Below are 23,306 nucleotides of genomic sequence, written 5' to 3' on the forward strand. Positions count from 1 at the left end.
TGGACCCCGGGCGCAGACCCGGCAGGGGCTTCTAGGATGGGCGGCATGACTCTGCCCTTCGCCGACTCCGCGCAGTCCACTCTCGGAATCGAGTGGGAGCTCGCGCTCGTGGACGCCGTGTCCGGCGAGCTGCGCTCCGAGGCCCCGGACCTGCTGCGCGCCCTGCATGTGACCGAGGGCCTCGCCGAGGACGACGTGAACCCGCACATGACCAGCGAGCTCCTGCAGAACACGGTGGAGCTCGTCACGGGTGTGCACGAGCGCGTCGACGCCGCGACGGCGGACCTCGGCCGGATCGCCGCGCGCGTGGCCGACGCCGCGGCTGCGCGGGGCATCTCCCTGTTCTGCCAGGGCACGCACCCGTTCGCGGAAGCGATCGCGCAGCCCTCGACGCCCAGTGAGCGCTACGACCGCATGCTGGATCTCACCCAGTACTGGGGTCGGCAGCTGCTGATCTTCGGCGTGCACGTGCACGTGGGCCTGGACGACGTCTCCAAGGCCATGCCGGTGGTGAACGGCCTGGTCAACCGAGTGCCGCACCTGCTCGCACTCTCGGCCTCCTCCCCCTTCTGGGCGGGCACGGACACGGGCTACCAGTCCCAGCGCACCCTCCTGTTCCAGCAGCTGCCCACGGCCGGCCTGCCGTTCCAGTTCCAGGAGTGGGAGGACTTCGAGCGCTGCGTGGCCCAGATGGAGCAGGTGGGCATGATCGCGGACGTCACCGAGTGCCGCTGGGACGTGCGGGCCGTGCCCCGCCTGGGCACGGTGGAGATGCGCGCGTGCGACGGCCTGGCCACGCTCGAGGAGATCGCCGCCGTGACCGCCTACACGCAGTGCCTCGTGGATGACCTGTCCGCGAGCCTGGAGCGCGGTGAGACGGTCGAGGTCCTGCCGCCGTGGCACGTGCAGGAGAACAAGTGGCGCGCCGCCCGGTACGGCATGGACGCCACCGTGATCGTGGACGCCCGGGGCACCCAGGTCCCGCTGGCGGAGCACCTGCCGGCGGAGATCGAGCGACTGACCCCGGTCGCCGAGCGGCTGGGCTGCGCGGCGGAGCTCGCCGGCGTCCAGGCGATGATCGACGACGGCGGCGCCGCGCGTCAGCGTCGTGTGGAGGCACAGGCCCTGGCCGGCCCGCCGGCCGCGGGTGAGGACACGGATGACGCGGTGGCCCCGCTGCGCGCGGTCGTGCTGGACGCCGCCGCCCGCACCCGCGCGTCGCTGGACGGCCGCGCCGGCTGAGCGGCCGCTCCCCCGGCGAGGCTGCGGCCCCGCCGCGCCTGCACGCTTCCGCCGGCCCGCCCGGCGCGGCTACGGTCGCACCATGCGAGCACTGACATGGCAGGGAAAGCGCAACGTCGCCGTCGAGGACGTCCCGGATCCTCGGATCCAGGAGCCGACGGACGCGATCATCGAGGTCACCTCGACCGGCATCTGCGGGTCGGACCTGCATCTGTACGAGGTCCTGGGGCCGTTCATGGACGCGGGGGACGTGATCGGTCACGAGCCGATGGGCATCGTCCGCGAGGTCGGGTCCGAGGTCACCCACATCCGGCCCGGTGACCGGGTGGTCGTGCCCTTCACCATCTCCTGCGGCCGGTGCTGGATGTGTCAGCGCGGGCTGCAGTCGCAGTGCGAGACCACCCAGGTGCGGGAGCAGGGCTCCGGCGCCGCACTCTTCGGCTACTCCCGGCTCTACGGCTCCGTCCCCGGCGGACAGGCCGAGCTGCTGCGCGTGCCCCACGCGGACTACGGCCCCGTGAAGGTGCCGCACACCGGTCCGGATGAGCAGTGGCTGTTCCTCTCGGACGTCGTCCCCACCGCCTGGCAGGGGGTCCAGTACGCGAACGTCCCCGACGGCGGCACGCTCGCGGTGCTCGGCCTCGGCCCCATCGGCCAGCTGGCGGCGCGCATCGGCGTGCACCTGGGGTACCGGGTGATCGGTGTCGACCCGGTCCCCGAGCGCCGCGTGATGGCGGCCCGGCACGGCATCGAGGTCCTGGACGCCGACGGCGGCGAGGCCGAGGTGCTCCGCGAGCGCACCGGCGGCCGCGGTCCCGACGGGGTCGTGGACGCGGTCGGCATGGAGGCGCACGCCTCCCCGGCGGGGCATGCGGCCCACACCGCCGTGGGCCTGCTGCCCGACGCGCTCGGCCGGGCGGCCATGAAGACCGCCGGCGTCGACCGCCTGAGCGCCCTCCACACCGCGATCGACGCGGTCCGGCGCGGCGGCACGGTGTCGCTCTCCGGGGTCTACGGCGGCATGAAGGACCCGATGCCGATGCTCACCCTGTTCGACAAGCAGGTCACCCTGACGATGGGCCAGTGCAACGTCCGTCGCTGGGTGGACGACCTGCTGCCCCTGCTCGACGACCCGTCCGACCCCCTCGGCGTGCTCGACCTGACCACGCACACCGCCTCGCTCGAGGACGCGCCCGCCCTCTATGAGACGTTCCAGAAGAAGGAGGACGGCTGCGTCAAGGTGGTCCTGAAGCCGTGAGGATCGTCGTCCTGGGCGCGACGGGTAACGTCGGCACCGCTGTCCTGCACCGCCTCCAGGCCGCGGACGAGGTGAGCTCGATCGTGGGCGTGAGCCGGCGCGGCCCGGACCGGGCCGGAGCGCCCTACGACGGCGTCGAGTGGCACCGCCTGGACGTGGCGGAGCCCACGGCGGCGGGGCGGCTGCGCGAGATCGTGGCCGGCGCCGACGCCGTCGTCGACCTGGTGTGGGTGATCCGCCCCAACCGCGACCGCGACCACCTGCGCGCCGTCAACGTGGCCGGCAACGAGCGGGTGTTCCGGGTCGTGGCCGAGGCGGGCGTGCCCCACCTGGTCTACGCGTCCTCGGTGGGCGCGTACGGGCCCGGGCCGAAGGGCCGAGCCGTGCCCGAGTCCCATCCCACCACCGGGGTCCCCACCTCGCACTACGCCGCGCAGAAGGCCGAGGTCGAGTCGATCCTCGACCGCGTGCAGGCCGAGCACCCCGAGCTGCTCGTGACCCGGCTGCGCCCCGGGCTGATCTTCCAGTCCGCCGCCGGGCCCGAGATCAAGGACTACTTCCTGGGCGACCTCGTCCCCGCCCGGCTGGTCGCCCGCCTGCGCACTCCGGTGCTCCCGTTCCCGCGGGGCCTGCGATTCCAGGCGCTCACGGCCCAGGACGTGGCGGACGCGTACTGGCGCGTGATCGTCCACCGGGCGGGCGGCGCCTTCAATGTGGCCGCCGACCCCGTGCTGGACGCGCACACCATGGGCACCGTCCTCGGGGCGCGCCGCATCCTGGAGCTGCCCGTGGGCCTGTTCCGCGCGGCCGCGGCGCTGAGCTACCGGGCACGGCTGCAGCCCACCGACCCGGGGTGGGTGGACATGGCCGCAGCGGTGCCCATCATGGACACCACGGCCCTGCGCGCCGCGACCGGTTGGTCCGAGACCACCGACGCCCGGGAGGCGGTCCGCCTCGTGCTTGACCATCTCGACGGTGCCGAAGGTCTGGGCAACGCCGGGCACCGCTCGCACTCGCCCACGGAATGAGGGCGATGACCTTCACCCGCCGGGCCGCCCTGACGGGCCTGCTCGGGGGCGCCGCCCTCGGGTTCACCGCCTGCACCTCCTCCGGCTACCCCGCCGACCCGGACGGCACCCTGGACCGCGTCACGGGCGGGGTGCTGCGCGCCGGCGTCGTGCACCACCCGCCCCACGTGGACGCCTCGGGCGCCGAGCCCGTCGGCCCCGAGCCCGACCTGATCCGCGGGTTCGCGGCGGCGCACGACGCACGCGTCGAGTGGACCGTGGCCGGGGAGGAGGCGCTCATGACCGCGCTGGAGAAGGGCGACGTGGACCTGGTGGCCGGCGGCCTGACGTCGGCGTCCCCGTGGACGTCGCACGCGAGCATCACCCGCGACTACGCCGAGGCGCAGGGTCCGGACGGCGAGCCGGTGAAGCTCGTGATGGCCGTGCCCCTGGGTGAGAATCAGATGCTCACGGCCCTCGAGGCGTACTTCGACCAGCGCGCAGCGGAGGAGGCCCGATGACGCGGCGGAACACCCGGGAGACGGGGCCGAGCGGGCGCCGCTTCGGCGCCACGGAGCTGCCCCCGGAGATCGAGCGCGTGGTCCAGCAGGCCAAGCGGCTCGAATGGGCGACGCTGGGGGTGCTGGTGGTCACGATCGTCCTCGTAGCGGTCGTGATGGGCTCCTCGCAGGCCATGCGTGCCGCGTGGATCGAGGACCTGCTGTCCCTGATCCCGCCGATCGCGTTCCTCATCGCCCTGCGCGTGGCCCGCATGGCCCCGACGCGGGCCCGGCCCTACGGCTCTCACCGGTCCGTCGGGGTGGGGCACCTCGTGGCCGCCGTCGCCCTGTCCGTGATGGGCGTGGTCCTCGTCGGCGACTCCGTGCTGGGCCTGGTGATGGCGGAGCACCCGCCCATCGGCACGTTCGACCTGTTCGGGCACACCGTGTGGCAGGGCTGGTTCATGATGGCCGTGATGGCCCTGTCCGTGCCCGGGCCCATGATCCTCGGCCACAAGAAGCTCAGGCTGGCCGAGCAGCTCCACGACCGCGTGCTGCACGCGGACGCGGACATGAACAAGGCGGACTGGCAGACGGGCGTGGCCACCATCGTCGGCGTGGCCGGCATCGGCCTGGGCTGGTGGTGGGCGGACTCCGCTGCGGCGATCTTCGTGGGCGTGAGCATCGTGCTGGACGGCTGGAAGAACCTGAAGGAGGCCGTCACGAACCTGGCGGATCGCCGCGCCGCCACGATCGACGGCGCCCGGCCGCACCCGCTCATCGACCGTGCCGAGCGGGTCGCCTGGGCGGAGCCGTGGGTACGCCACGCGGGCGCCCGCGTCCGGGACGAGGGCCACGTGTTCCACGTCGAGATGTTCGTGGTGCCGCACGAGGGGGCGGACGTGACGGTGGGCCGCTGCTGCGCGCTGCGGGACGCGATCGCCGCCCTGGACTGGAAGCTGCAGGACGTCGTCGTCGCCCCGGTGGACGAGCTGCCCGCCGAGGTGCACGGCGGTCGGTCCGGGGAGCATCAGACGGGCGAGGAGTAGCCCGGGCCTCAGCCGGCCAGGAACCGGCCCTCGAGGGTGGCGGAGGTGATGCGCTCGACCTCGCGCCGCTGCTCCGCGGTCTTCTCACACAACCCGCGCATCTCGGCGGCATCGACCGCCGGCAGGTGCGGCGCCAGCTGCTCGAGGACGCGCCACATGGAGAGCTTGGCCTGGAGCATCCCCTGCAGCAGGTCCAGTTCGACCTGTGTCCAGGCGGAGCCGCGCGTGCGCAGCGCGTTCACGGGGTTGAGGCGTCCGCCGACCTCGGCCGCCGCGCCGGCGGCCCGGTCCACCAGCGGGGTGCGGAGGCCCAGTTCGCCGATGAGCGCCTCGAGGCGGTCCTGGTCCTCCTGGACGCCGTCGCCGATGCGGCGCAGCGCGGCCTCCTGCGGGGTGCCGGCCCAGGTCTGCTCGGCGGCGCGGAACGCCTTCACACCGGAGCGGGAGCCGAGCAGGTGCTGATTGAGGAAGTCCTCCAGCATCTCCTCGTCCACGGCGGCAGAGGTGGGCTCGGGGCGGGGGTGGTCAAGGCCGGTCACGGGCCCTGTCTACGGAACGCGTGGGCGTGGCGGCAAGAGGCCGGGCGCGGTCAGACGCTGACGATCTCGACCGGCTGTCCCGGGTCCGCGCCGAACCACGCGTCGGAGGGGGCGACGCCGTCGCGCACCAGGCGTGCGCCGAGCGCGGCGACCATCGCCCCGTTGTCGGTGCACAGGTTCACGGGCGGGACGGTCAGCTCGATGCCGGCGGAGCGGCACCGGTCGGCGAGCAGGGCGCGCAGGCGCGAGTTCGCCGCGACGCCGCCGCCGAGCATCAGGTGGGTGAGCCCGTGCTCGCGGCAGGCGCGGACGGCCTTGGCGGTGATCACGTCGGCGACGGCCTCCTGGAAGGAGGCGGCGATGTCCGCGCGCGGCACCTCGAGGCCGCGGGCCTCGAACTGCTCCACGGCCCGGGAGACGGCGGTCTTCAGCCCGGAGAACGACCAGTCGTGCCGGTGCGGGCCGGGCTCCTCGGCGCTGCCGACGAACTTGCCCGCGGTGAGCCCGCGCGGGAAGCGGAAGGCCGTCGGGTCGCCCTGGGCGGCGAGCCGGTCGATCACGGGGCCCCCGGGGTAGCCCGCCCCGATGAGCCGGGCGACCTTGTCGTACGCCTCGCCGGCCGCGTCGTCGATGGTCGAGCCCAGCAGCTCGACCTCGGAGCTGATCCGGCCCACGCGCAGGATCTCGGTGTGCCCGCCGGAGACCAGCAGCGCGCCCAGGTCCGCGGGCAGGTCGTCCCACTGCGCGGGCCGCACGCCGTCCAGCATGCCCACGCCCACGTGCGCCACGAGGTGGTTGATGCCGTAGAGGGGCGTGCCGAGGGCCGTGGCCAGCGCCTTCGCCCCCGCGACCCCCACCATGAGCGCGCCCGCCAGACCCGGGCCGGAGGTGACGGCGATCGCGTCGAGGTCCGCGAGGGTGACGTCGGCGGTGTCCAGGGCGCGGCGGATCGTGGGCACGAGGGCCTCGAGGTGGGCGCGGGCGGCGATCTCCGGGATCACGCCGCCGAAGCGCACGTGCTCCTCGACGGAGGAGGCGACCTCGTGGGCCAGCAGGGCGGTGCCGCGGACGACGCCGACGCCGGTCTCGTCGCAGGAGGACTCGATGCCGAGCACGAGGGGGGCTGCGGTGGCGGTGGGCATGGGCTCCAGTCTAGTGAGCGGCCCGGTCACAGGGCCTTGCGCATGATCACGGCGTCCTCGCCGCCCGGGTAGTAGCGGCGGCGCACGTGCAGCTCCTGGAATCCGTGGCGTGCGTAGAGCCGCCGGGCGACGGCGTTGGAGGCCCGGACCTCGAGCATCAGGGCGCTCGCGCCGCGCGCCGCGGCCTCCGCGGCCATCCAGCGCAGCTGAGCCGCGCCGATCCCCCGCCCCTGCGCCGCCGCGACCGTGCCCACGGTCTGCACGTCGGCGACGTCGCCGACCACCATGATCCCGCCGTAGCCGACGATCTCGCCGGGCGCGGGGCCGTCTTCGTCCGCGGAGCCGGGCGCGGCCACGTCGCGGACGACCACGCGGTAGTCCCGGGTGGGCGGGCGGCCGTGCGCGTCCCGTCCGCCGGCGGGGCCGGTCTGGGCGAGCTCCTCCTCGTAGAAGTGCGCGGGCCAGGCGTCGAGCGGGAAGAGCGTGGCCTCGTGGGCGAGCACCTCGGGGACGTCCCACACGGTCATGGGGCGCAGCAGGTACCCGGGCGGCAGCCCGTGCCCGTCCTCGGCGGGGCGCCCGTCGCCGGTCGGGGCCGGCTCGGCCGGGCTCACGCGCCCGCCCGCTTGCGGGGGCCGGGGACCTTGGCGTCGGACTCGCGCAGGTAGAGCGGCTCGGCGGGCACGAGGCCTCGGCCGCGCCGCAGGGCGAGCTCGGCCACCTGCCCCACCCCGACGGCGGACGGCGTGGCCGACTCCCAGTCCGGCACCGCGCGCAGCGCCTCGGGGTAGAGCCCGGCCCCCGCGCCGTAGACGGGCAGCGGGGTGACCTCGTCCGCCGGCGAGACGAAGGGGCCGTGCAGCAGCGTCGGCTGCCCGCCGACCTGCGCGTAATGGGCCCAGTAGACCTCGCGGCGGCGGGCGTCCGTGGCGACCACGAACTCCTCGATCCCGTGGCGGAAGGCGTCGACGCCGGCCGCGTGGGCGAGCGCGTCGAGGCTGCGGACCCCGTGCACGGGCACGTCCCACGCCAGGCCGAGGGCGGCCGCCGTCGCCAGGCCCGCGCGCAGCCCCGTGAAGGGTCCGGGGCCGACACCGACCGCGAGCGCGTCCAGCGCGGTGCCGGTGACGCCGGCCTCGCCGAGCACGGTCTGCACCGCGGGGGCGAGCACCTCGGCGTGGGCGTGGGTGTCGTCCGTGGCCCAGCGCGCGAGCTCCTCACCGTCCCGCAGGACGGCGACGGAGGCGGCGGCGGAGGAGTCGATCGCGAGGAGCAGGGCCATGGCCGCCAGTCTACGGAAGCACGACGCCGGCCCAGCGCGGGCCGCGGCCGGTCACGACGGCCGAACGCAGCTCCTCGGCCTGGCCTCCGTCCTCGTCGGAGAAGTCGGTGACGATGCCGTCCTCGCCCTCCCCCGCCGGGGCCGCGGGGGCGTCCTCACCCCCGCGGGCCCGGACGATCTCGATGTCCAGCCACGAGGCGTCCGGGTCCTCGGGGAACCCGGCGAGGGACTCGGCCATGCCCCGGCCCCACTCGACGACGGTCACGGAGCGGTCGACGCTCGCGTCCAGGTCGAGGTCCGTGAGCTCCCCCGCCGAGCGCAGCCGGTACGCGTCCACGTGCACGAGGTCCGGGGTGCCCGCCGGGGCGTCGGCCGGGGCGGGGTGGACGCGGGAGAGGACGAACGTCGGCGAGACCACGCCGGAGGCCACGCCGAATCCGCTGGCCAGCCCCTGGGTGAAGGTCGTCTTGCCCGCGCCGAGGTCGCCCGTGAGGATCAGCACGTCGCCGGCGCGGAGCACCCCGGCGAGGGCGCGGCCGAACGCCCGGGTGCCGTCGGCGCCCTCGAGCGGGACCGTCGCCGTCAGCACGGGCTCGGGCAGGGTCGCGCCCGGGGCGGGGATCGCGTGGTCGCTCATGGGCGGGCCTCCTGGGTCGGCGTGGGGTCCACGTGCTGCCGGTCCACGCGGCCCCCGATGCGGGTCACCAGCTCGTAGTTGATCGTCCCGGCGGCCGCGGCCCACTCCTCCACCGGAATGCCGGAGGCCGGTCCGAACAGCTCGACGGCGTCGCCGGGCGCGTCCGCGGCGTCCGGGCCGAGGTCCACCACGAACTGGTCCATCGCGATGCGGCCCACCACGGGGACGGCCCGGCCGCCGACGTGGACGCGCGTGCCCTCGACGACGCGCGGGACGCCGTCGGCGTAGCCGACGGGCACGAGCCCGAGCGTGGTGGGCTCCGCCGTGACGTGGCGGAACCCGTAGGACACGCCCTGCCCGGCGGGGACGGCCTTGACGTTGGCCAGGACGGTGACGAGGGACATGGCCGGGCGCAGCCCGAGCTCGGCGGCGGTGACGTCCGCGAACGGGGAGAGCCCGTACAGGCCCAGGCCGACGCGCACCATGTCCAGGTGCGTGTCCGGCCGGGCGAGGGCGGCGGGCGTGTTGGCCAGGTGGCGCAGCAGCGGGTGGCCGAGCGTCTCGGCGGCCTCGGCGGCCATCCGTTCGAACCGCAGCAGCTGCGCCGTGGTCTCGGCGGCCCGGTCCGGCTCGTCCGCCACGCCGAGGTGGGAGAACACGCCCTCCACCCGCACGAGGCCCGCGGCCTCGAGCTCGGCAGCATGCGCCACGAAGGCGGGCCACCGCTCGGGCGTGCAGCCGTGGCGGCCCAGGCCGGTGTCCGCCTTCAGATGCAGGACCGCGCGGGCCTCGGGTCCGGCCCCGCCACGGGCCCGCAGCCCGCGGACGGCGGCGGCGACGGCGTCGAGGTCCCAGCCCGAGACGCCGAGGGTCACCTCCGCCTCCACCGCGGCGGCGAAGTCCGTGGCCCCGGTGTGCAGCCACGCGAGCACGGGCAGGCGCACCCCCGCCGCGCGCAGGGCCAGGGCCTCGCGCACATGGGCCACCCCGAGCCGGTCCGCGCCGGCGGCCGCGGCGGCGCGGGCGACGGCCACCGCGCCGTGGCCGTAGGCGTCGGCCTTGACGACGGCGGTCAGCAGCGGCCGGCTGCCGTCGGGGCGCCGGATCCGCTCCCGCAGCACGCCCACGTTGTGCCGGACGGCCGCCAGGTCGATGCGTACGGCGCGCTCGGTGTCCGCCGGGTTGACGTCGGCGCGGCTCATTGGACGGCCTCCGGCTCGGCGTCGTCCGGCCACCACAGGCGCGCGACGCGCGCGCCCAGCGCGGTCGGCAGCGTGGCCGTGGTGATCCGCCCGGCGCGGGCCTGGTCGGCCCCGGCCTGGGCGTGCAGCCAGGCGGCGGCGGCCGCGAGCCGGGCCGTGGGCGCCGGGCCGGGATCCTCCCCGGCCCGGCGCGCCCGCGAGCGCCGCGCCACGTCCGCGGCCAGGACGGCACCGATCGCCCCGGAGAGCACGTCGCCGGTGCCGCCCATCGCGAGGTCGGGCCCGCCGCCGGTCACGACCCACGCCTCGCCGTCCGGGGCGACCACGAGGGTGCGCGGGCCCTTGAGCAGGACGGTGGCCCCGTGCGCAGCGGTCCACGCCCGCAGCGCCGCGAGCGGGTCGGCGGCGTCGTCGCCGTCCGCGGGGACGCGCTCGCGCAGCCGGGACCACTCCCCGGCGTGCGGCGTCAGGACCACGGGCGTGCCGGCCGCGCGCAGCGACCGCAGCTCGGCGGCGGTGACCAGGTCCAGGGCCGAGGCGTCGGCGACCAGGGCCGCCTCCGGCCGTTCCTCGAGCGCGGCGAGGACGCCGGCCCAGCGCCGCCGCGCGTCGTGCTCGGTGTCCAGGCCGGGGCCGGCCACCCAGGCGTCCGCGCGCGACGGCTCGGGCCCATCCGCCGAGACCAGCGCCTCGGGGTGGGCGGCGAGCACCAGGTCCCGGGTGGTCTGCGGGCCGGCGTGGTGCACCATGCCCGCGCCCGTCTGCAGCGTGCCCGCGCTCGCGAGCACGGCGGCCCCCGGGTAGCGCTCCGATCCGGCGACGACGGCCACCACGCCGCGCGTGTACTTGTGGGCCTTGGCTGCGGGGGCCGGGTGGGCGGTCCGTGCGGCGGCCTCGTCCATCACGCCCAGCCGCGCGGCCGGCGACGTCGGCAGGTGCGGTCCCAGCCCGATGTCCACCACGTGCACGGTGCCCGCGCGCGCCGCCCCCTCCCCGAGGACGAGACCGGACTTGAGGGCGCCGAACGTCACGGTCGCGTCCGCGCGGAGGGCCTCCCCCCGCACCTCGCCGGTGTCCGCGTCCACGCCGGAGGGCACGTCGCACGCCAGCACGAGCGCATCCGCCGGCAGCGCGCGCGCCGCGGCGGGCAGCTCATACTCGCCGGTGAAGCCCGTGCCGAGCACGCCGTCCACCACGAGCGCGGCCTCGGGCGGCACCGCGTCCGCGCGGCGTCCCCCGGCCGCCTGCAGCGCAGCCCAGCCCTCGGCGTGCCAGCGCGGGGCGCCGTCGTCGTCCCGGCGGACGGGCACGGCGACCGCGGCCACGCCCCGGCGGCGCAGGAAGGCGAGGGCGAACAGCGCGTCCCCGCCGTTGTTGCCGGGGCCGACGAGGGCGGCCACGGTCGCCCCGGCCACGGGGCCGCGCTCACGCAGCAGGGCGGCGGCGTGCTCGGCCAGGGCCCAGGCGGCCGCGCGCATCAGCTCCGGGCCGCGCCCGGCCGCGAGCAGGGGCTCCTCGGCCGTGCGCACGGCCGAGCCGGTCACGGCGATGCGGGTCAGGTCATCGGCGGTCATGCGGACTCCTCCTCGGCCGCGCGGCGTTCGGCGACCACGTAGGCGGTGGCGACGTCCCCGTCATGACTGAGGGAGAGGTGCCAGTGGGTGATGCCCAGGGCCTCGGCCTGGGCCTGGACGGTGCCGGTCAGGTGCACGGTGGGGCGGCCGTCGCCGTGGTCCGGGCGCGGGATCCAGCAGTGGTGCCACATCATCCCGGGCGGGGCGCCCATGGCCTTGGCGACCGCCTCCTTGGCGGCGAAGCGCGCGGCCAGCGAGCGCAGCGGCAGGTCCCGCTCGTCCTCGGTGAACAGGCGTGCGCGCAGCGCCGGCGTGCGCTCGAGCTGCGCCCGGAACCGCGGGACGTCCACCACGTCCACCCCCACGCCGACGATCACACCGCCCCCGCCCGCCGGGCGCCCACGACGACGGCGCCGGCCTCGTCCCCGACGGGCTGCCCGCGCAGTCGCTTGGCCAGGTCGAGCGGCCACTGCAGCACGCCGGGCAGCTGCTGGTCGCAGCCCGGCGTGAGCATCGCCTTCCCGTAGGCCAGCACGCCGTAGACGCCGTGCTGCAGGCGGCCGAGCCGGTCGAAGCCGGCGTCGAACGCGTACAGGGACACACGGCCCTCCTCGGGGGTGAAGCACCGCTCCGCCAGCAGCCGCGCGCGCTCCACGTGCTGGTGGAAGGTGAGCACGCCCAGGTGGTGCAGGCCGAGCTCGCGCATGCGTTCGCCCGCGTGGATGACCTCGCCCTGGGTGGTCACCGGATCGGGCGCGAAGCACTCGACGGTGACGCCGGCCAGCCGCGGGTCGCGCTCCTCCGGGCCGCCGCACAGCTTCTCGTGCCCGTCCGGCCCCAGGTACGCGGAGACGAAGAGCCGGTCGGTGAGGCCGGACGCGGCGAGCTCGATCGCGGCGTCGTAGACGCGGGGCTGGCTGTAGAGGACGAGGAGGGCGTCCACACGCGGTGCGTCGTCCGGGTGCGGGTCCGTCACGGCGTGCGTGGCCCACCCCGCGCCGAAGGCCAGTGCCAGCGCCGCCAGGGTGGCCACGGTGGCGCAGAGGGCCCGCGCCCACCGCGGCAGGCCACGGCGGACGCGCCCCCGGTCGACCCGCTCGTTCATGCGCCCTCGGGCACCTGCCGCAGCACGACGGTGGAGCGGGCCGGGAGCTCAAGCACGTCCCCGGCACGCACGCGGGGGCGGGTGCCGTCCGGGGCGACGTGGGACGAGGTGTCCACGACGACCTCCCACTCCGCCGGGAACGTGGGCCCGGGCAGGGTGTACGGCACGGGCTCCCACCACGCGTTCATGAGGACGTAGAAGTCCCGGTAGGGCTCCTCCCCTTCCTCGTCCCCGCGGGTGAGCATGTGCCCGTTGAGGTAGAAGCCGATCGACCGGGCCTCGGCGCCCCAGTCGTCCTCCGTCTTGGCGGTCGCGTCCGGCTCGAGCCACACGATGTCCGGCAGGGGCGCCTCGACGTCGCGGGCCGCGGGGCGACCGTCGAAGTGGTGGCGACGGCGGAACACCGCGTGGTCACGGCGCAGCGCGATCAGGTCGCGGGTGAACGCCACGAGCGAGTCGTCCATGGCGGACCAGTCGATCCACGAGATCTCGTTGTCCTGGCAGTAGACGTTGTTGTTGCCGCCCTGGGTGCGGCCCAGCTCGTCGCCGTGGCTGATCATGGGCACGCCCTGGCTGATCAGCAGGGTGGCCAGGAAGTTGCGGCGCTGGCGGGCGCGGAGCGTCACGACCTCGGGGTCGTCGGTCTCCCCCTCCACGCCGCAGTTCCACGAGCGGTTGTGCGCCTCGCCGTCGTTGTTGTCCTCGCCGTTGGCCTCGTTGTGCTTCTCGTTGTAGGAGACGAGGTCGCGCAGCGTGAAGCCGTCGTGGGCCGTGACGAAGTTCACGGACGCACCGGGGCCGCGCCCGTCCCCCTCATACAGGTCGGCCGAGCCGGTCAGGCGGGTGGCGAACTCGCCGAGGGTGCCGGGCTCGCCGCGCCAGAAGTCGCGTACCGCGTCCCGGTACATGCCGTTCCACTCGGACCAGAGGCCGGGGAAGTTGCCCACCTGGTAGCCGCCCCAGCCCACGTCCCACGGCTCGGCGATGAGCTTGACGGTGCGCAGCACCGGGTCCTGGCGGACCACGTCGAAGAACCCGGAGAACATGTCCGGGCCCTGCTCCCCCTCCACCCGGGTGAGGGTGGTGGCCAGGTCGAACCGGAAGCCGTCCACGTGCATCTCGGTGACCCAGTAGCGCAGGGAGTCCATGACCAGCTGGAGGGCCTTGGGGCTGGAGAGGTCCACCGAGTTCCCGGTGCCCGTGTAGTCCATGTAGTGCCGCTCGTCGCCCTCGACGAGGTGGTAGTAGCCGGCGTTGTCCAGCCCGCGCAGGCTGAGCATGGGGCCCTTGTCGTTGCCCTCGGCCGTGTGGTTGTAGACCACGTCGAGGATCACCTCGAGACCAGCGGCGTGCAGGTCCTTCACCATCTGCTTGAACTCGCGGACCTGGCCGCCCACCTCCGAGGAGGAGGCGTAGGCGGCGTGCGGGGCGAAGAAGCCGAGCGTGTTGTAGCCCCAGTAGTTGCTCAGCCCCTTCTCCTGCAGGGTGGCGTCGTTGACGAACTGGTGCACGGGCATCAGCTCGACGGCGGTCACCCCGAGCTCGGTCAGGTGGCGGACCACCTCCGGGTGGGCCATGCCCGCGTAGGTGCCGCGCAGCTCCTCGGGGACGGCGGGGTGCAGCTTGGTCATGCCCTTGACGTGGGTCTCGTAGATCACCGTGTCCGTGAGCTCGACGGCGGGTGGGGCGTCATCGCCCCAGTCGAAGTCCTCGGCGACGACGACGCCGAGCATGCTCGTGCCCAGGTTGTCCGAGGTATCGATGCGGTCCGGCTCGTCGAAGTCGTACGAGTGGTGCTGCTGGCCCCACTCGTAGTCGCCGGTGAACGCCCGCGCGTACGGGTCCACGAGGATCTTGGCCGGGTTGTGCCACAGGCCGCGGGCGGGGTCCCAGGGGCCGTGCACGCGGTAGCCGTAGCGCTGCCCGTGGCCGATGCCCGCCACGTGGGCGTGCCATGTGGTGCCGTGCCGCTCCTCGAGAGGGATGCGCGTCTCCGTGCCGTCGTCGGCGACGAGGCACAGCTCGACCGCCTCCACCTCGCGGGAGACCGCGAGGGCGAAGTTGGTGCCGGTCTCGTCCACGGTGGCCCCGAGGGGGTACGGCTGGCCGATCTCCACTGTGTGCATGACTCTCCGGGGTCTCGTCGTGCGGCCCGCCGGGTGCGGCGGGCCTCCTCGGGGAGTCTACTGGGGCGGGAGGACACCGTCCCGGACGCGTCGCGGGCCCGGCCGCTGTGTGGCGGCCGGGCCCGGCAGGAGAGGTCTCGGTGGCCTCAGCGGCGGATCACTCCACCGTGACGGACTTGGCGAGGTTGCGCGGCTGGTCCACGTCGTAGCCCTTCGCCGTGGCGAGCTCGAGGGCGAAGATCTGCAGCGGGACCGTGGTCAGCAGCGGCATGAGCATCGGCTGGGTCTCGGGGACCTCGAAGACGACCTCGGCCTGGCCGCGCACGGCCGCGTCGCCGCGCTCGGCGACGGCGAAGGTGCGGGCGCCGCGGGCGCGGACCTCCTGGATGTTCGAGACCACCTTGGCGTGCAGCGAGTGACGGTCCAGGGGCGAGGGCATGACCACGAAGACCGGCTGGCCGTCGTCGATCAGGGCGATCGGGCCGTGCTTGAGCTCGCCCGCGGCGAAGCCCTCGGCGTGGATGTAGGCGAGCTCCTTGAGCTTGAGCGCGCCCTCCATGGCCACCGGGTAGCCGACGTTGCGGCCGAGGAACAGGACGGAGGTGGCGTCGGCCATGGAGCGGGCGAGCTCCTTGACCTGGTCCTTGGCGGCGAGGATCTCCTCGATCTTGCCGGGGATCGCCCCGAGGTCCGCCAGGATGTCCTTGATCTGGCCGCTGAACAGCTTCTTGTTCAGCTGGGCCAGGTACAGGCCCAGCAGGTAGGCGGCGGTGATCTGCGCCAGGAACGCCTTGGTGGAGGCGACGGCGATCTCGGGGCCGGCGTGCGTGTAGAGCACGGCGTCCGACTCGCGCGGGATCGTGGAGCCGTTGGTGTTGCAGATGGACACGGTGCGGGCGCCCTGCTCCTTGGCGTAGCGGACCGCCATGAGGGTGTCCATGGTCTCGCCGGACTGGGAGATGGACACCACGAGGGTGTGCGGGTCGATGATCGGGTCGCGGTAGCGGAACTCGTGGGAGAGCTCCACCTCCACGGGGATCCGGCACCAGTGCTCGATGGCGTACTTGGCCACCGTGCCCGCATAGGCGGACGTGCCGCACGCCAGGACGATGATCTTGTCGACGGCCTTGAGCTCCTCGGGGTCGATCCGCAGCTCGTCCAGCATCAGGGCGCCGGCGGCGTCCGTGCGGCCCAGCAGGGTGTCCTGCACGGCCTGGGGCTGGTCGTGGATCTCCTTCTCCATGAAGGTCTCGAAGCCGCCCTTCTCCGCGGCCGAGGCGTCCCAGTCCACGGTGAAGCGCTTGCCGTCGGCGGGGCCGCCCCGGAAGTCCGAGATCTCGACGGCGTCGGCCGTGATCGTCACGACCTGGTCCTGCTCGAGCTCGATGGCCTCGCGGGTGAAGTCGATGAAGCCGGAGACGTCCGAGCCGAGGAAGTTCTCCCCCTCGCCCAGGCCGACGACGAGCGGCGAGTTGCGGCGCGAGGCCACCACGCGGTCGGGGTGGTCCACGTGCACGGCCAGCAGGGTGAAGGCACCCTCGAGGCGCTGGGAGGCCAGCTGCATGGCGCGGGTCAGGTCCTGGCCGGCCGCGTGCCGGTAGACGTCGGCGAGGAGGTGGGCGGCCACCTCGGTGTCCGTCTCGGAGAGGAACTCGACGCCCTTGGCGAGCAGCTCCTCGCGCAGCTCGGCGTAGTTCTCGATGATGCCGTTGTGGATCAGCGCCAGGCGGCCCTCGTCCGCCACATGCGGGTGGGCGTTGCGGTCGGTGGGGCCGCCGTGGGTGGCCCACCGGGTGTGGCCGATGCCGACGAGGCCGGTGGGGATGGGGTGATCGGCGAGCTCCTCGGCGAGGTTGGCGAGCTTGCCCGCCTTCTTCCGGTGGTACAGCTGACCGCCGTCCACCACGGCCACACCGGCGGAGTCGTATCCGCGGTATTCAAGACGACGCAGGCCCTCCATCAGGACGTCGAGAGCGCCGTGCTCACGATCCGACTGGGGCTGGCCGATGTATCCGACGATTCCGCACATGCGCACGAGAATACCGGGCCGGACCCGACTTCGGCGCACGGCGGGCCGGGTCACTCCGTCCGGGACGAGAACCCCGCGGGGTTGGCCTCCTGCCAGGCCCAGAGGTCCCGCACCATCGCGGTCACATCGCGTCGGGCGTGCCAGCCCACCTCGGCGCCGATCGCGTCCACGGCCGCGCACGACTCGGCGATGTCCCCGGGCCGGCGCTCGACCACGCGGTAGGGGATGCGGCCGCCCGTGACCGCCTCGAAGGCGCGCACCATCTCGAACACGGTGACGCCCTCGCCCCGGCCGATGTTCCAGACCCGGGTCGTCGTACCGCCCCCGGCCGCCACCCGGGCCGCGAGCCAGTCGAGCCCGGCCACGTGCGCCTCCGCGAGGTCCATCACGTGGATGAAGTCGCGCACGGCGCTGCCGTCGCGCGTGTCGAAGTCCGCGCCGAACACCCGCAGCTCGGGGTACGCGCCGGAGGCCACCCGCGCCACGAAGGGCATGAGGTTCGCCGGCACCCCGCTCGGGTCCTCGCCCAGCCGCCCGGAGGGATGCGCGCCGACCGGGTTGAAGTAGCGCAGCATCGCCAGCCCGCCGCCGTCGACCGTGGCGCAGACGTCGCGCAGCACCTGCTCCGCCATGAGCTTGGAGTGTCCGTAGGGCGAGACCGGGTCCGTGGCCGCGTCCTCGGCGACCGGCACCGGCGCGCGGTCGCCGTACACGGTCGCGGAGGAGGAGAACAGGACCGTGCGGACGCCGGCCGCGAGCGCGGCCTCGGCGACGGCGGCCGTGCCGCCCACGTTCACGTCGTAGTAGGCGGCGGGGCGGGTCATCGACTCGGTGGGCGACTTCAGCCCGGCGAAGTGCACGAGTGCGGCCGGGCCGAAGTCCGCGAGCGCCCCGCGGTAGTCCTCGGGGCGGCGGATGTCGGCCACGTGCAGGCGCAGCCGCGACCCGCCCAGACGCGTTCCGGCGAGCTCGGCGACGCGCTCCAGCGACGTCGTCGTCGCCGTGACCAGGCTGTCCAGGACGAGGACGTCGTGGCCCGCCTCGAGCAGCGTGAGCACGGTGTGGGATCCGAGGTATCCGGCACCGCCGGTCACGAGAACGCGCATGGGCCGATCCTATCCGGGCCCTGTGACGTCACGCGGGGGCCCGCTCCGGGCGGGCCGCGGCCATAATGGATCGGGTGACCTACACCCCCCCGACCTCCGAGCTGCCCCTCGTGGGCCCCGAGGAGCCCGCGGACGCCGTGCCCGACGGCCACCAGCGCTCCCCCTTCGTGGAGCTGGACCGCCAGACCTGGGCCCGTCTCGCCTCGGAGATGGCGCAGCCCTTCGACCAGGCGGACGTGGAGCGTCTGCGCGGCCTCGGCGAGCATCTGTCCCTGCGCGAGGTTGCCGAGGTCTACCTTCCGCTCTCGCGCCTGCTGAGCATCAACGTGGAGGCCTCCGCGGCCCTGCGCAGCGCGACCAACGCGTTCCTCGGCGAGCGGACGGGGCGCACCCCGTACGTGATCGGGGTGGCCGGGTCGGTCGCCGTCGGCAAGTCGACGACGGCGCGCGTGCTCCAGGAGATGCTGCGCCGCTGGCCGACCACACCGCGCGTCGAGCTGGTCACCACGGACGGCTTCCTGCACCCCAACGCGGTGCTGCACGAGCGCGGCATCATGTCCCGCAAGGGCTTCCCCGAGTCCTACGACCGCCGCGCGCTGCTGCGCTTCATGGCGGACGTCAAGTCCGGGGCGCAGGAGGTGCGCGCGCCCGTGTACTCGCACATCACCTACGACATCGTGCCGGGCGAGGAACAGGTGGTGCACCGTCCCGACGTGCTGATCGTGGAGGGACTCAACGTGCTGGCCCCGCCGCGCACCCGGGCCGACGGCACCGCCGGGCTCTCCGTCTCCGACTTCTTCGACTTCTCGGTGTACGTGGACGCGCGCGCGTCCTGGATCCGGTCCTGGTACATCGACCGGTTCATGGGTCTGCGCTCGGGGGCCTTCGCCGACCCGCGCAGCTACTTCCACCGGTACTCCTCCCTGTCGGACGCCGAGGCTCAGGCGACGGCCGAGTCCATCTGGGACTCCATCAACGGCCCGAACCTCGAGCAGAACGTGCGCCCGACCCGCGGGCGCGCCCGGCTGGTGCTCACGAAGAACGCGCAACACGAGGTGACCCGCGTGCTGCTGAGGAAGGTCTGATCCATGCGTCGCACCCTCCCTCTCGCCGCGCTGGCCGCGCTCGCGCTGCTCGCGGCCGGCTGCGGCACGCCCGCCGCGGGCCCGTCCTCGGCGCCGGCGACGCCGGCTCCCGGCTCCTCGAGCGCGGCCGCGTCGTCCGGCGCCGCCTCGAGCACGGCGCCGTCGTCGAGCGCGCACGCCGACCCGGCCGCCCTCGACGTCGTCGTGAACAAGACCCGCCCCGTGGCCCCGCCCGACTGGGCGCCCTCGGATCTGGTGGCCGTGCCCGGCAGCGAGCTGCCCCTGCGCGCGGAGGCCGCGACGGCGGCCGGCGACCTGGTGGATGCCGCCGCGGCGGCGGGCCACCGCCTCACCACCCTGAGCGCCTACCGTTCGTACGACTACCAGGTCCGGACGTATGGCCACTGGGTCGACGAGCTGGGCCACGCCGAGGCCGACCGCGTCTCCGCGCGTCCGGGGTACTCCGAGCATCAGACCGGCCTGGCCTGGGACGTGGGCGACGCCGCGACCCCCGCGTGTGACCTGGAAGCGTGCTTCGGCGACACCGCCGCGGGCCGTTGGGTGGCGGCGCACGCCGCCGAGTACGGGTTCGTCGTCCGCTATCCCGCCGGGGCCGAGGACGTGACGGGCTTCGATCACGAGCCGTGGCACCTGCGCTACGTCGGGTCCGCGGAGGCGGCCCGGGTCGAGGCGGCCGGCGGCGTCCTCGAGACCGCGTGGGGTCTGCCGCCGGCGCCGGACTACGCGGACTGAGACGCACGACTCGCTCGACGGTGTACCGCGCCGAATTCGCCACACGTAGGATTCTCCCCATGCTCCAGGGATTCAAAGACTTCATCATGAAGGGCAACGTCCTCGACCTTGCCGTCGCCGTCATCATCGGCGCCGCCTTCGGCAAGATCGTGAACGCGCTCGTCGAGGCGGTCCTCATGCCGCTCATCGCCGCCGCCGTGGGCTCGCCGAACTTCGACTCGTTCGCCGTGCTGACGGTCAACGGCAACGACGTGAAGTTCGGCGTGCTGCTCACCGCCATCGTCAACTTCCTGCTCATCGCCGCGGCCGTGTACTTCGCCATCGTGATGCCGATGAACAAGATGACCGAGGCCCGCAACCGCCGCCTCGGCATCGACCCCGCCGAGGAGGAGGTGGCCGCCGACGTCGCCGTGCTCACCGAGATCCGCGACCTGCTCGCCGAGCGCCGCGGCGGCCCCACCTCCGGGACCACCGCCCTCTGATCTCCCCCTGTCCGACGCCGAAGGGCCCGGGACGACTCACGCGAGTCGCCCCGGGCCCTTCCTTCATGCCCGCGGCGGCGCGGGGGCCGTGCCCTCAGGGACGCGACGTCGTCCGGTCCGCGCTGGACCCGGCGTCCGGGGCGACCTCCGAGTCCTGCCGGTCCGGATCCAGGCACGGCAACCACTCCACGGGGGCGCTCTGCCGCGCGCACACGGGCGCGTCCACGGCGAGGAACGCGGCCGACCACAGGACCGCCAGCCCCGCGAGCAGCCCCGCGAACAGGGTCCAGCGGCGGGGCCGGGGGGCCGCGTCCGACGTCATCGGTCCGGTCAGTCGTGCAGGCGCAGCTCGCGCTGCACGACGTCGGCCAGCACCTGGGCCTCCCGGCCGGCGGTCTCCTCGTCCGGGGCCTCGACCATGACGCGCACGACCGGTTCCGTGCCCGACGGGCGCAGCAGCACGCGGCCGGTCTCGCCGAGGCGGGCCTCCGCCTCGGCCACCGCCGCCTGGACGGCCTCGTCCTCGGCGGCGCGGGACTTGTCCACGCCGCGCACGTTCACGAGGACCTGGGGCAGCCGGTCCATCACCGCGGCCAGCTCGGAGAGCGGGGTGCCGGTCTCGGCGACGCGCGAGGCGAGCTGCAGGCCGGTGAGGACACCGTCACCGGTGGTGGCGTGGTCCGAGAAGATCACGTGGCCGGACTGCTCGCCGCCGAGCGAGTAGTCGCCGAGCTTCATGCCGGCCAGGACGTAGCGGTCGCCCACCTGGGTCTCGACGAGCTGGACGCCCTCCCGGCCCATGGCCAGCTTCAGGCCCAGGTTGGACATGACGGTCACGACCAGGGTGTCGTCGCGCAGGACGCCGCGGTCCTTGAGTGCCACGGCCATGACGCCCATGATCTGGTCGCCGTCGACGACCTCGCCGCGCTCGTCCACGGCGAGGCACCGGTCGGCGTCGCCGTCGTGCGCGATGCCGAGGTCCGCGCCGTGCTCGCGCACGGCCGCCTGGAGCTTCTCGAGGTGGGTGGAGCCGTAGCCGTCGTTGATGTTGAGTCCGTCCGGGGACGCGCCGATCACCACGACCTCCGCGCCGGCGGCGCGGAACGCCTCGGGCGAGCAGCCGGCGGCCGCGCCGTGTGCGCAGTCCAGGACGACCTTGAGCCCGTCCAGCCGGTGCGGGAGGGTCTGCAGGAGGTGGAGGACGTAGCGGTCCTCGGCGTCCGCGAAGACGCGCACGCGGCCCACGTCCGCGCCCTGGGGCCGCCGCGGCGTCACGCCCTCGAGGTGACGGATGATCTCGTCCTCCTGCGCGTCGGTCAGCTTCTCGCCGCCGCGCGCGAGGAACTTGATGCCGTTGTCCGGGGCCGGGTTGTGGGAGGCGGAGATCATCACGCCGAAGTCGGCGTCCAGGTCCCCCACGAGATAGGCGGCGGCGGGAGTCGGCAGCACGCCGGCGTCCCACACGTCCACGCCCGAGGACGCCAGACCCGCCTGCACGGCGGCCGCGATGAACTCGCCGCTGATGCGCGGGTCCCGGGCCACGACGGCGACCGGGCGTCGGCCGGCGTCGAAGGCCTCCGCGCCGAGGACGGGCGAGGCGGCCTGGGCCAGCTGGACGGACAACTCCACGGTGAGGGTCTCGTTGGCCAGGCCACGGACGCCATCGGTTCCGAACAATCTCGACATGATCAGTCAGTGTAGGGGCCGCCCCTGCGGCCTGCATCACGGGAGGGTCACGAAACGGGCCCGGGGGCGGTAGCATCGGACCGGTCGAGCCCCCGCGGCCGCGCGCCCGTCCGCTCACATCCGCCCGGGAGGCCCCGCCCCGAACCCGAAGGACCTCGATCCATGCCCGACGTGACCCCGCCCCCGCCCTCCCGTTCCTGGACGCGCCGCAGCGTGCTGGGCGGCACGGGCCTGGCGATCGCCGCCGGCGTGGCCGGCTGCGGGCGTGATGAGCAGGCCGAGCAGAGCTCGGAGGGCGACGAGCAGGCCACCCGTCTGCCCGCCCCGGACATCATCACCACCGCGCAGTGGGGCGCCATGCAGCCCAACTACTACCTGCAGACCCTGAACGAGCGCCCCTCCTACCTGGTGATCCACCACACCACCACGCCGAACGTCACGGACGGCTCCCGGGAGGCGGCGGAGAGCATCGCGCAGGTGGTCCAGAACGCGCACATGAGCCCCGCGAACGACTGGGGCGACACCGGGCAGCACTTCACCGTCTCCCGCGGCGGCTTCGCGATGGAGGGCCGCCACGGCTCCCGGCACGCGCTCGAGGGCGGACAGACGTTCATGCTCGGCGTCCACGCGCTCGGGTTCAACGCGTATGCGCTCGGCATCGAGTGCGAGGGGCTGTACATGCTGAACCCGCCGCCGCAGAGCCTCTACGCCGGCCTGGTGCCGCTCGTCGCCTACATCTGCCAGCAGTACGAGCTGCCGCCGTCCCGCATCATCGGCCACCGCGACGTCACCGCCACCAGCTGCTGCGGCGACGCGTTCTACGCCAAGCTGCCGATCCTGCGCGAGGACGTCCGCCTCTCCCTGGCCTCGGGCGAGTACCACGTCTCGGAGGGCTTCGGGGCGGACAACCTCTTCGACGACGCACACGTCACCCCGGAGTACGTGGAGGAGGAGCGCGGCTGAACCCGCCCCCGCTCCCCACGACGGCGCCCCTCACCGGACGGTGAGGGGCGCCGTCGTGCGCGGCCCGGTCAGCGCACGCGCGGGAACGATCCGCCGGAGACCTCGCCGTACTCGGCCAGCTCGTTGGCCGGGCCGCAGATCTGCGGGTCGGGGCGGTGGACGATGCGCTCGTCCTTGTCCGGGTAGGGCAGCGTGTGCAGCACATGGCGGATGGCCTCGAGGCGGGCGCGCTTCTTGTCGTTCGACTTCACGACGGTCCACGGGGCGTCGGCCGTGTGCGTGTAGAAGAACATGGCCTCCTTCGCGTTCGTGTAGTCGTCCCACTTGTCCAGGGAGGCCAGGTCGGTGGGCGAGAGCTTCCAGCGACGCACGGGGTCGGTCTCCCGCGCGGCGAAGCGATTGAGCTGCTCACGTGTCAAGGGCCATTGAGTTCTGCCCATAGGCGGCCAGTGTTTCTTCCCGCTGGTGGCCATCAGAACTGCCCACTGGTGGCCAGCTGGTTTGCCCGTTTGGGTGGTGGTGCTGGCCACCGTGATGGG

General features: G+C 74.2%; 23 protein-coding genes and 1 pseudogene. 9 read left to right on the forward strand and 15 right to left on the reverse strand.

The window, feature by feature from the left end; translation table 11 throughout:
- Positions 1-45: 45 nt before the first annotated feature.
- From O3T09_RS08000 to O3T09_RS08020, 5 genes are all read left to right on the forward strand, one after another.
- Entirely contained in the window at positions 46-1,242 is a 1,197-nt protein-coding gene (locus O3T09_RS08000; RefSeq protein WP_269295479.1) for a glutamate--cysteine ligase, read from the forward strand.
- An 82-nt stretch (positions 1,243-1,324) separates the two neighbouring features.
- The gene (locus O3T09_RS08005) at positions 1,325-2,500 is read left to right on the forward strand and encodes an alcohol dehydrogenase catalytic domain-containing protein (RefSeq protein WP_036315890.1); all 1,176 of its coding nucleotides are present in this window, start codon (positions 1,325-1,327) and stop codon (positions 2,498-2,500) included.
- Entirely contained in the window at positions 2,497-3,528 is a 1,032-nt protein-coding gene (locus tag O3T09_RS08010) for an NAD-dependent epimerase/dehydratase family protein (protein ID WP_269295480.1), read from the forward strand. The genes O3T09_RS08005 and O3T09_RS08010 overlap by 4 nt, the downstream gene beginning before the upstream one ends.
- Before the next feature lie 5 nt (positions 3,529-3,533).
- Entirely contained in the window at positions 3,534-4,028 is a 495-nt protein-coding gene (locus tag O3T09_RS08015; protein WP_036315883.1) for an ABC transporter substrate-binding protein, read from the forward strand.
- A complete protein-coding gene (locus O3T09_RS08020; RefSeq protein ID WP_036315880.1) occupies positions 4,025-5,056 on the forward strand; it encodes a cation diffusion facilitator family transporter in 1,032 nt (343 codons plus the stop codon). The genes O3T09_RS08015 and O3T09_RS08020 overlap by 4 nt, the downstream gene beginning before the upstream one ends.
- An 8-nt stretch (positions 5,057-5,064) precedes the next feature.
- On the opposite strand, the gene O3T09_RS08025 is transcribed toward O3T09_RS08020, so the two are convergent.
- The 12 genes from O3T09_RS08025 to galE form a co-directional block, all read right to left on the reverse strand.
- Entirely contained in the window at positions 5,065-5,595 is a 531-nt protein-coding gene (locus tag O3T09_RS08025; RefSeq protein ID WP_036315877.1) for a hypothetical protein, read from the reverse strand.
- Positions 5,596-5,645: 50 nt separating this feature from the next.
- Positions 5,646-6,737, reverse strand: coding sequence for a tRNA (adenosine(37)-N6)-threonylcarbamoyltransferase complex transferase subunit TsaD (gene tsaD / locus O3T09_RS08030; protein ID WP_070708738.1), 1,092 nt, complete (start codon positions 6,735-6,737; stop codon positions 5,646-5,648).
- Between the two features lie 26 nt (positions 6,738-6,763).
- Positions 6,764-7,351 (reverse strand): GNAT family N-acetyltransferase, encoded by a 588-nt coding sequence (locus tag O3T09_RS08035; protein ID WP_036315873.1) that lies wholly within the window; start codon positions 7,349-7,351, stop codon positions 6,764-6,766.
- Positions 7,348-8,019 carry a tRNA (adenosine(37)-N6)-threonylcarbamoyltransferase complex dimerization subunit type 1 TsaB gene (tsaB, locus tag O3T09_RS08040; protein WP_036315870.1) on the reverse strand — a complete coding sequence of 224 codons (672 nt, stop codon included), beginning with the start codon at positions 8,017-8,019 and terminating at the stop codon, positions 7,348-7,350. Before tsaB ends, O3T09_RS08035 begins: the two co-directional genes overlap by 4 nt.
- A 10-nt stretch (positions 8,020-8,029) precedes the next feature.
- Positions 8,030-8,656, reverse strand: coding sequence for a tRNA (adenosine(37)-N6)-threonylcarbamoyltransferase complex ATPase subunit type 1 TsaE (tsaE, locus tag O3T09_RS08045; RefSeq protein WP_036315863.1), 627 nt, complete (start codon positions 8,654-8,656; stop codon positions 8,030-8,032).
- Positions 8,653-9,858 (reverse strand): alanine racemase, encoded by a 1,206-nt coding sequence (alr, locus tag O3T09_RS08050; RefSeq protein ID WP_135019240.1) that lies wholly within the window; start codon positions 9,856-9,858, stop codon positions 8,653-8,655. The genes tsaE and alr overlap by 4 nt, the downstream gene beginning before the upstream one ends.
- Positions 9,855-11,432 carry an NAD(P)H-hydrate dehydratase gene (locus tag O3T09_RS08055; protein ID WP_144818491.1) on the reverse strand — a complete coding sequence of 526 codons (1,578 nt, stop codon included), beginning with the start codon at positions 11,430-11,432 and terminating at the stop codon, positions 9,855-9,857. The genes alr and O3T09_RS08055 overlap by 4 nt, the downstream gene beginning before the upstream one ends.
- Complete coding sequence (locus tag O3T09_RS08060; RefSeq protein WP_036338002.1) at positions 11,429-11,809, reverse strand: holo-ACP synthase; 381 nt, start codon at positions 11,807-11,809, stop codon at positions 11,429-11,431. The genes O3T09_RS08055 and O3T09_RS08060 overlap by 4 nt, the downstream gene beginning before the upstream one ends.
- Complete coding sequence (locus O3T09_RS08065; protein ID WP_070709052.1) at positions 11,806-12,537, reverse strand: hypothetical protein; 732 nt, start codon at positions 12,535-12,537, stop codon at positions 11,806-11,808. Before O3T09_RS08065 ends, O3T09_RS08060 begins: the two co-directional genes overlap by 4 nt.
- Entirely contained in the window at positions 12,534-14,663 is a 2,130-nt protein-coding gene (gene glgX, locus O3T09_RS08070) for a glycogen debranching protein GlgX (protein WP_036315853.1), read from the reverse strand. The genes O3T09_RS08065 and glgX overlap by 4 nt, the downstream gene beginning before the upstream one ends.
- Positions 14,664-14,820: 157 nt before the next feature.
- On the reverse strand, positions 14,821-16,692 hold the full coding sequence (gene glmS / locus O3T09_RS08075) for a glutamine--fructose-6-phosphate transaminase (isomerizing) (protein ID WP_070709051.1): 1,872 nt from the start codon (positions 16,690-16,692) through the stop codon (positions 14,821-14,823).
- Positions 16,693-16,742: 50 nt separating this feature from the next.
- Positions 16,743-17,798 carry a UDP-glucose 4-epimerase GalE gene (gene galE / locus O3T09_RS08080; protein ID WP_041103284.1) on the reverse strand — a complete coding sequence of 352 codons (1,056 nt, stop codon included), beginning with the start codon at positions 17,796-17,798 and terminating at the stop codon, positions 16,743-16,745.
- Between the two features lie 74 nt (positions 17,799-17,872).
- Here galE and coaA point away from each other — a divergent pair, with 74 nt between their 5' ends.
- The 3 genes from coaA to mscL are packed head-to-tail and all read left to right on the forward strand — an operon-like array spanning position 17,873 to position 20,118.
- Positions 17,873-18,883 (forward strand): type I pantothenate kinase, encoded by a 1,011-nt coding sequence (gene coaA / locus O3T09_RS08085; protein WP_044659424.1) that lies wholly within the window; start codon positions 17,873-17,875, stop codon positions 18,881-18,883.
- 3 nt (positions 18,884-18,886) lie between these two features.
- A complete protein-coding gene (locus O3T09_RS08090) occupies positions 18,887-19,636 on the forward strand; it encodes a M15 family metallopeptidase (RefSeq protein ID WP_180971866.1) in 750 nt (249 codons plus the stop codon).
- Between the two features lie 59 nt (positions 19,637-19,695).
- The gene (gene mscL, locus O3T09_RS08095; RefSeq protein WP_269295481.1) at positions 19,696-20,118 is read left to right on the forward strand and encodes a large conductance mechanosensitive channel protein MscL; all 423 of its coding nucleotides are present in this window, start codon (positions 19,696-19,698) and stop codon (positions 20,116-20,118) included.
- 94 nt (positions 20,119-20,212) lie between these two features.
- Here the strand turns inward: mscL and O3T09_RS08100 are convergent, their stop codons facing one another.
- Together O3T09_RS08100 and glmM are read right to left on the reverse strand one after the other, a co-directional pair.
- The gene (locus tag O3T09_RS08100) at positions 20,213-20,440 is read right to left on the reverse strand and encodes a hypothetical protein (protein ID WP_010080407.1); all 228 of its coding nucleotides are present in this window, start codon (positions 20,438-20,440) and stop codon (positions 20,213-20,215) included.
- 8 nt (positions 20,441-20,448) lie between these two features.
- Entirely contained in the window at positions 20,449-21,804 is a 1,356-nt protein-coding gene (gene glmM / locus O3T09_RS08105; RefSeq protein ID WP_029248315.1) for a phosphoglucosamine mutase, read from the reverse strand.
- 162 nt (positions 21,805-21,966) lie between these two features.
- Here glmM and O3T09_RS08110 point away from each other — a divergent pair, with 162 nt between their 5' ends.
- On the forward strand, positions 21,967-22,767 hold the full coding sequence (locus O3T09_RS08110) for a peptidoglycan recognition protein family protein (protein WP_041103278.1): 801 nt from the start codon (positions 21,967-21,969) through the stop codon (positions 22,765-22,767).
- 68 nt (positions 22,768-22,835) lie between these two features.
- Here the strand turns inward: O3T09_RS08110 and O3T09_RS08115 are convergent.
- A pseudogene (locus tag O3T09_RS08115) lies at positions 22,836-23,306 on the reverse strand (hypothetical protein); the annotation flags it as partial.

This window comes from Micrococcus sp. H39-S4 (assembly GCF_027158145.1).
GTDB classification, from domain to species: domain Bacteria; phylum Actinomycetota; class Actinomycetes; order Actinomycetales; family Micrococcaceae; genus Micrococcus; species Micrococcus luteus.

What these genes read in the sequence shown, in the direction of transcription:
- O3T09_RS08000 (WP_269295479.1), top strand. Translation starts at nt 46, where the DNA reads ATGACTCTGCCCTTCGCCGACTCCGCGCAGTCCACTCTCGGAATCGAG.
- O3T09_RS08100 (WP_010080407.1), bottom strand. Translation starts at nt 20,440, where the DNA reads ATGACGTCGGACGCGGCCCCCCGGCCCCGCCGCTGGACCCTGTTCGCG.
- O3T09_RS08055 (WP_144818491.1), bottom strand. Translation starts at nt 11,432, where the DNA reads ATGACCGCCGATGACCTGACCCGCATCGCCGTGACCGGCTCGGCCGTG.
- galE (WP_041103284.1), bottom strand. Translation starts at nt 17,798, where the DNA reads ATGCGCGTTCTCGTGACCGGCGGTGCCGGATACCTCGGATCCCACACC.
- mscL (WP_269295481.1), top strand. Translation starts at nt 19,696, where the DNA reads ATGCTCCAGGGATTCAAAGACTTCATCATGAAGGGCAACGTCCTCGAC.
- glmM (WP_029248315.1), bottom strand. Translation starts at nt 21,804, where the DNA reads ATGTCGAGATTGTTCGGAACCGATGGCGTCCGTGGCCTGGCCAACGAG.
- O3T09_RS08110 (WP_041103278.1), top strand. Translation starts at nt 21,967, where the DNA reads ATGCCCGACGTGACCCCGCCCCCGCCCTCCCGTTCCTGGACGCGCCGC.
- O3T09_RS08020 (WP_036315880.1), top strand. Translation starts at nt 4,025, where the DNA reads ATGACGCGGCGGAACACCCGGGAGACGGGGCCGAGCGGGCGCCGCTTC.
- O3T09_RS08015 (WP_036315883.1), top strand. Translation starts at nt 3,534, where the DNA reads ATGACCTTCACCCGCCGGGCCGCCCTGACGGGCCTGCTCGGGGGCGCC.
- alr (WP_135019240.1), bottom strand. Translation starts at nt 9,858, where the DNA reads ATGAGCCGCGCCGACGTCAACCCGGCGGACACCGAGCGCGCCGTACGC.
- O3T09_RS08090 (WP_180971866.1), top strand. Translation starts at nt 18,887, where the DNA reads ATGCGTCGCACCCTCCCTCTCGCCGCGCTGGCCGCGCTCGCGCTGCTC.
- glmS (WP_070709051.1), bottom strand. Translation starts at nt 16,692, where the DNA reads ATGTGCGGAATCGTCGGATACATCGGCCAGCCCCAGTCGGATCGTGAG.
- tsaD (WP_070708738.1), bottom strand. Translation starts at nt 6,737, where the DNA reads ATGCCCACCGCCACCGCAGCCCCCCTCGTGCTCGGCATCGAGTCCTCC.
- O3T09_RS08065 (WP_070709052.1), bottom strand. Translation starts at nt 12,537, where the DNA reads ATGAACGAGCGGGTCGACCGGGGGCGCGTCCGCCGTGGCCTGCCGCGG.
- glgX (WP_036315853.1), bottom strand. Translation starts at nt 14,663, where the DNA reads ATGCACACAGTGGAGATCGGCCAGCCGTACCCCCTCGGGGCCACCGTG.
- tsaE (WP_036315863.1), bottom strand. Translation starts at nt 8,656, where the DNA reads ATGAGCGACCACGCGATCCCCGCCCCGGGCGCGACCCTGCCCGAGCCC.
- tsaB (WP_036315870.1), bottom strand. Translation starts at nt 8,019, where the DNA reads ATGGCCCTGCTCCTCGCGATCGACTCCTCCGCCGCCGCCTCCGTCGCC.
- O3T09_RS08005 (WP_036315890.1), top strand. Translation starts at nt 1,325, where the DNA reads ATGCGAGCACTGACATGGCAGGGAAAGCGCAACGTCGCCGTCGAGGAC.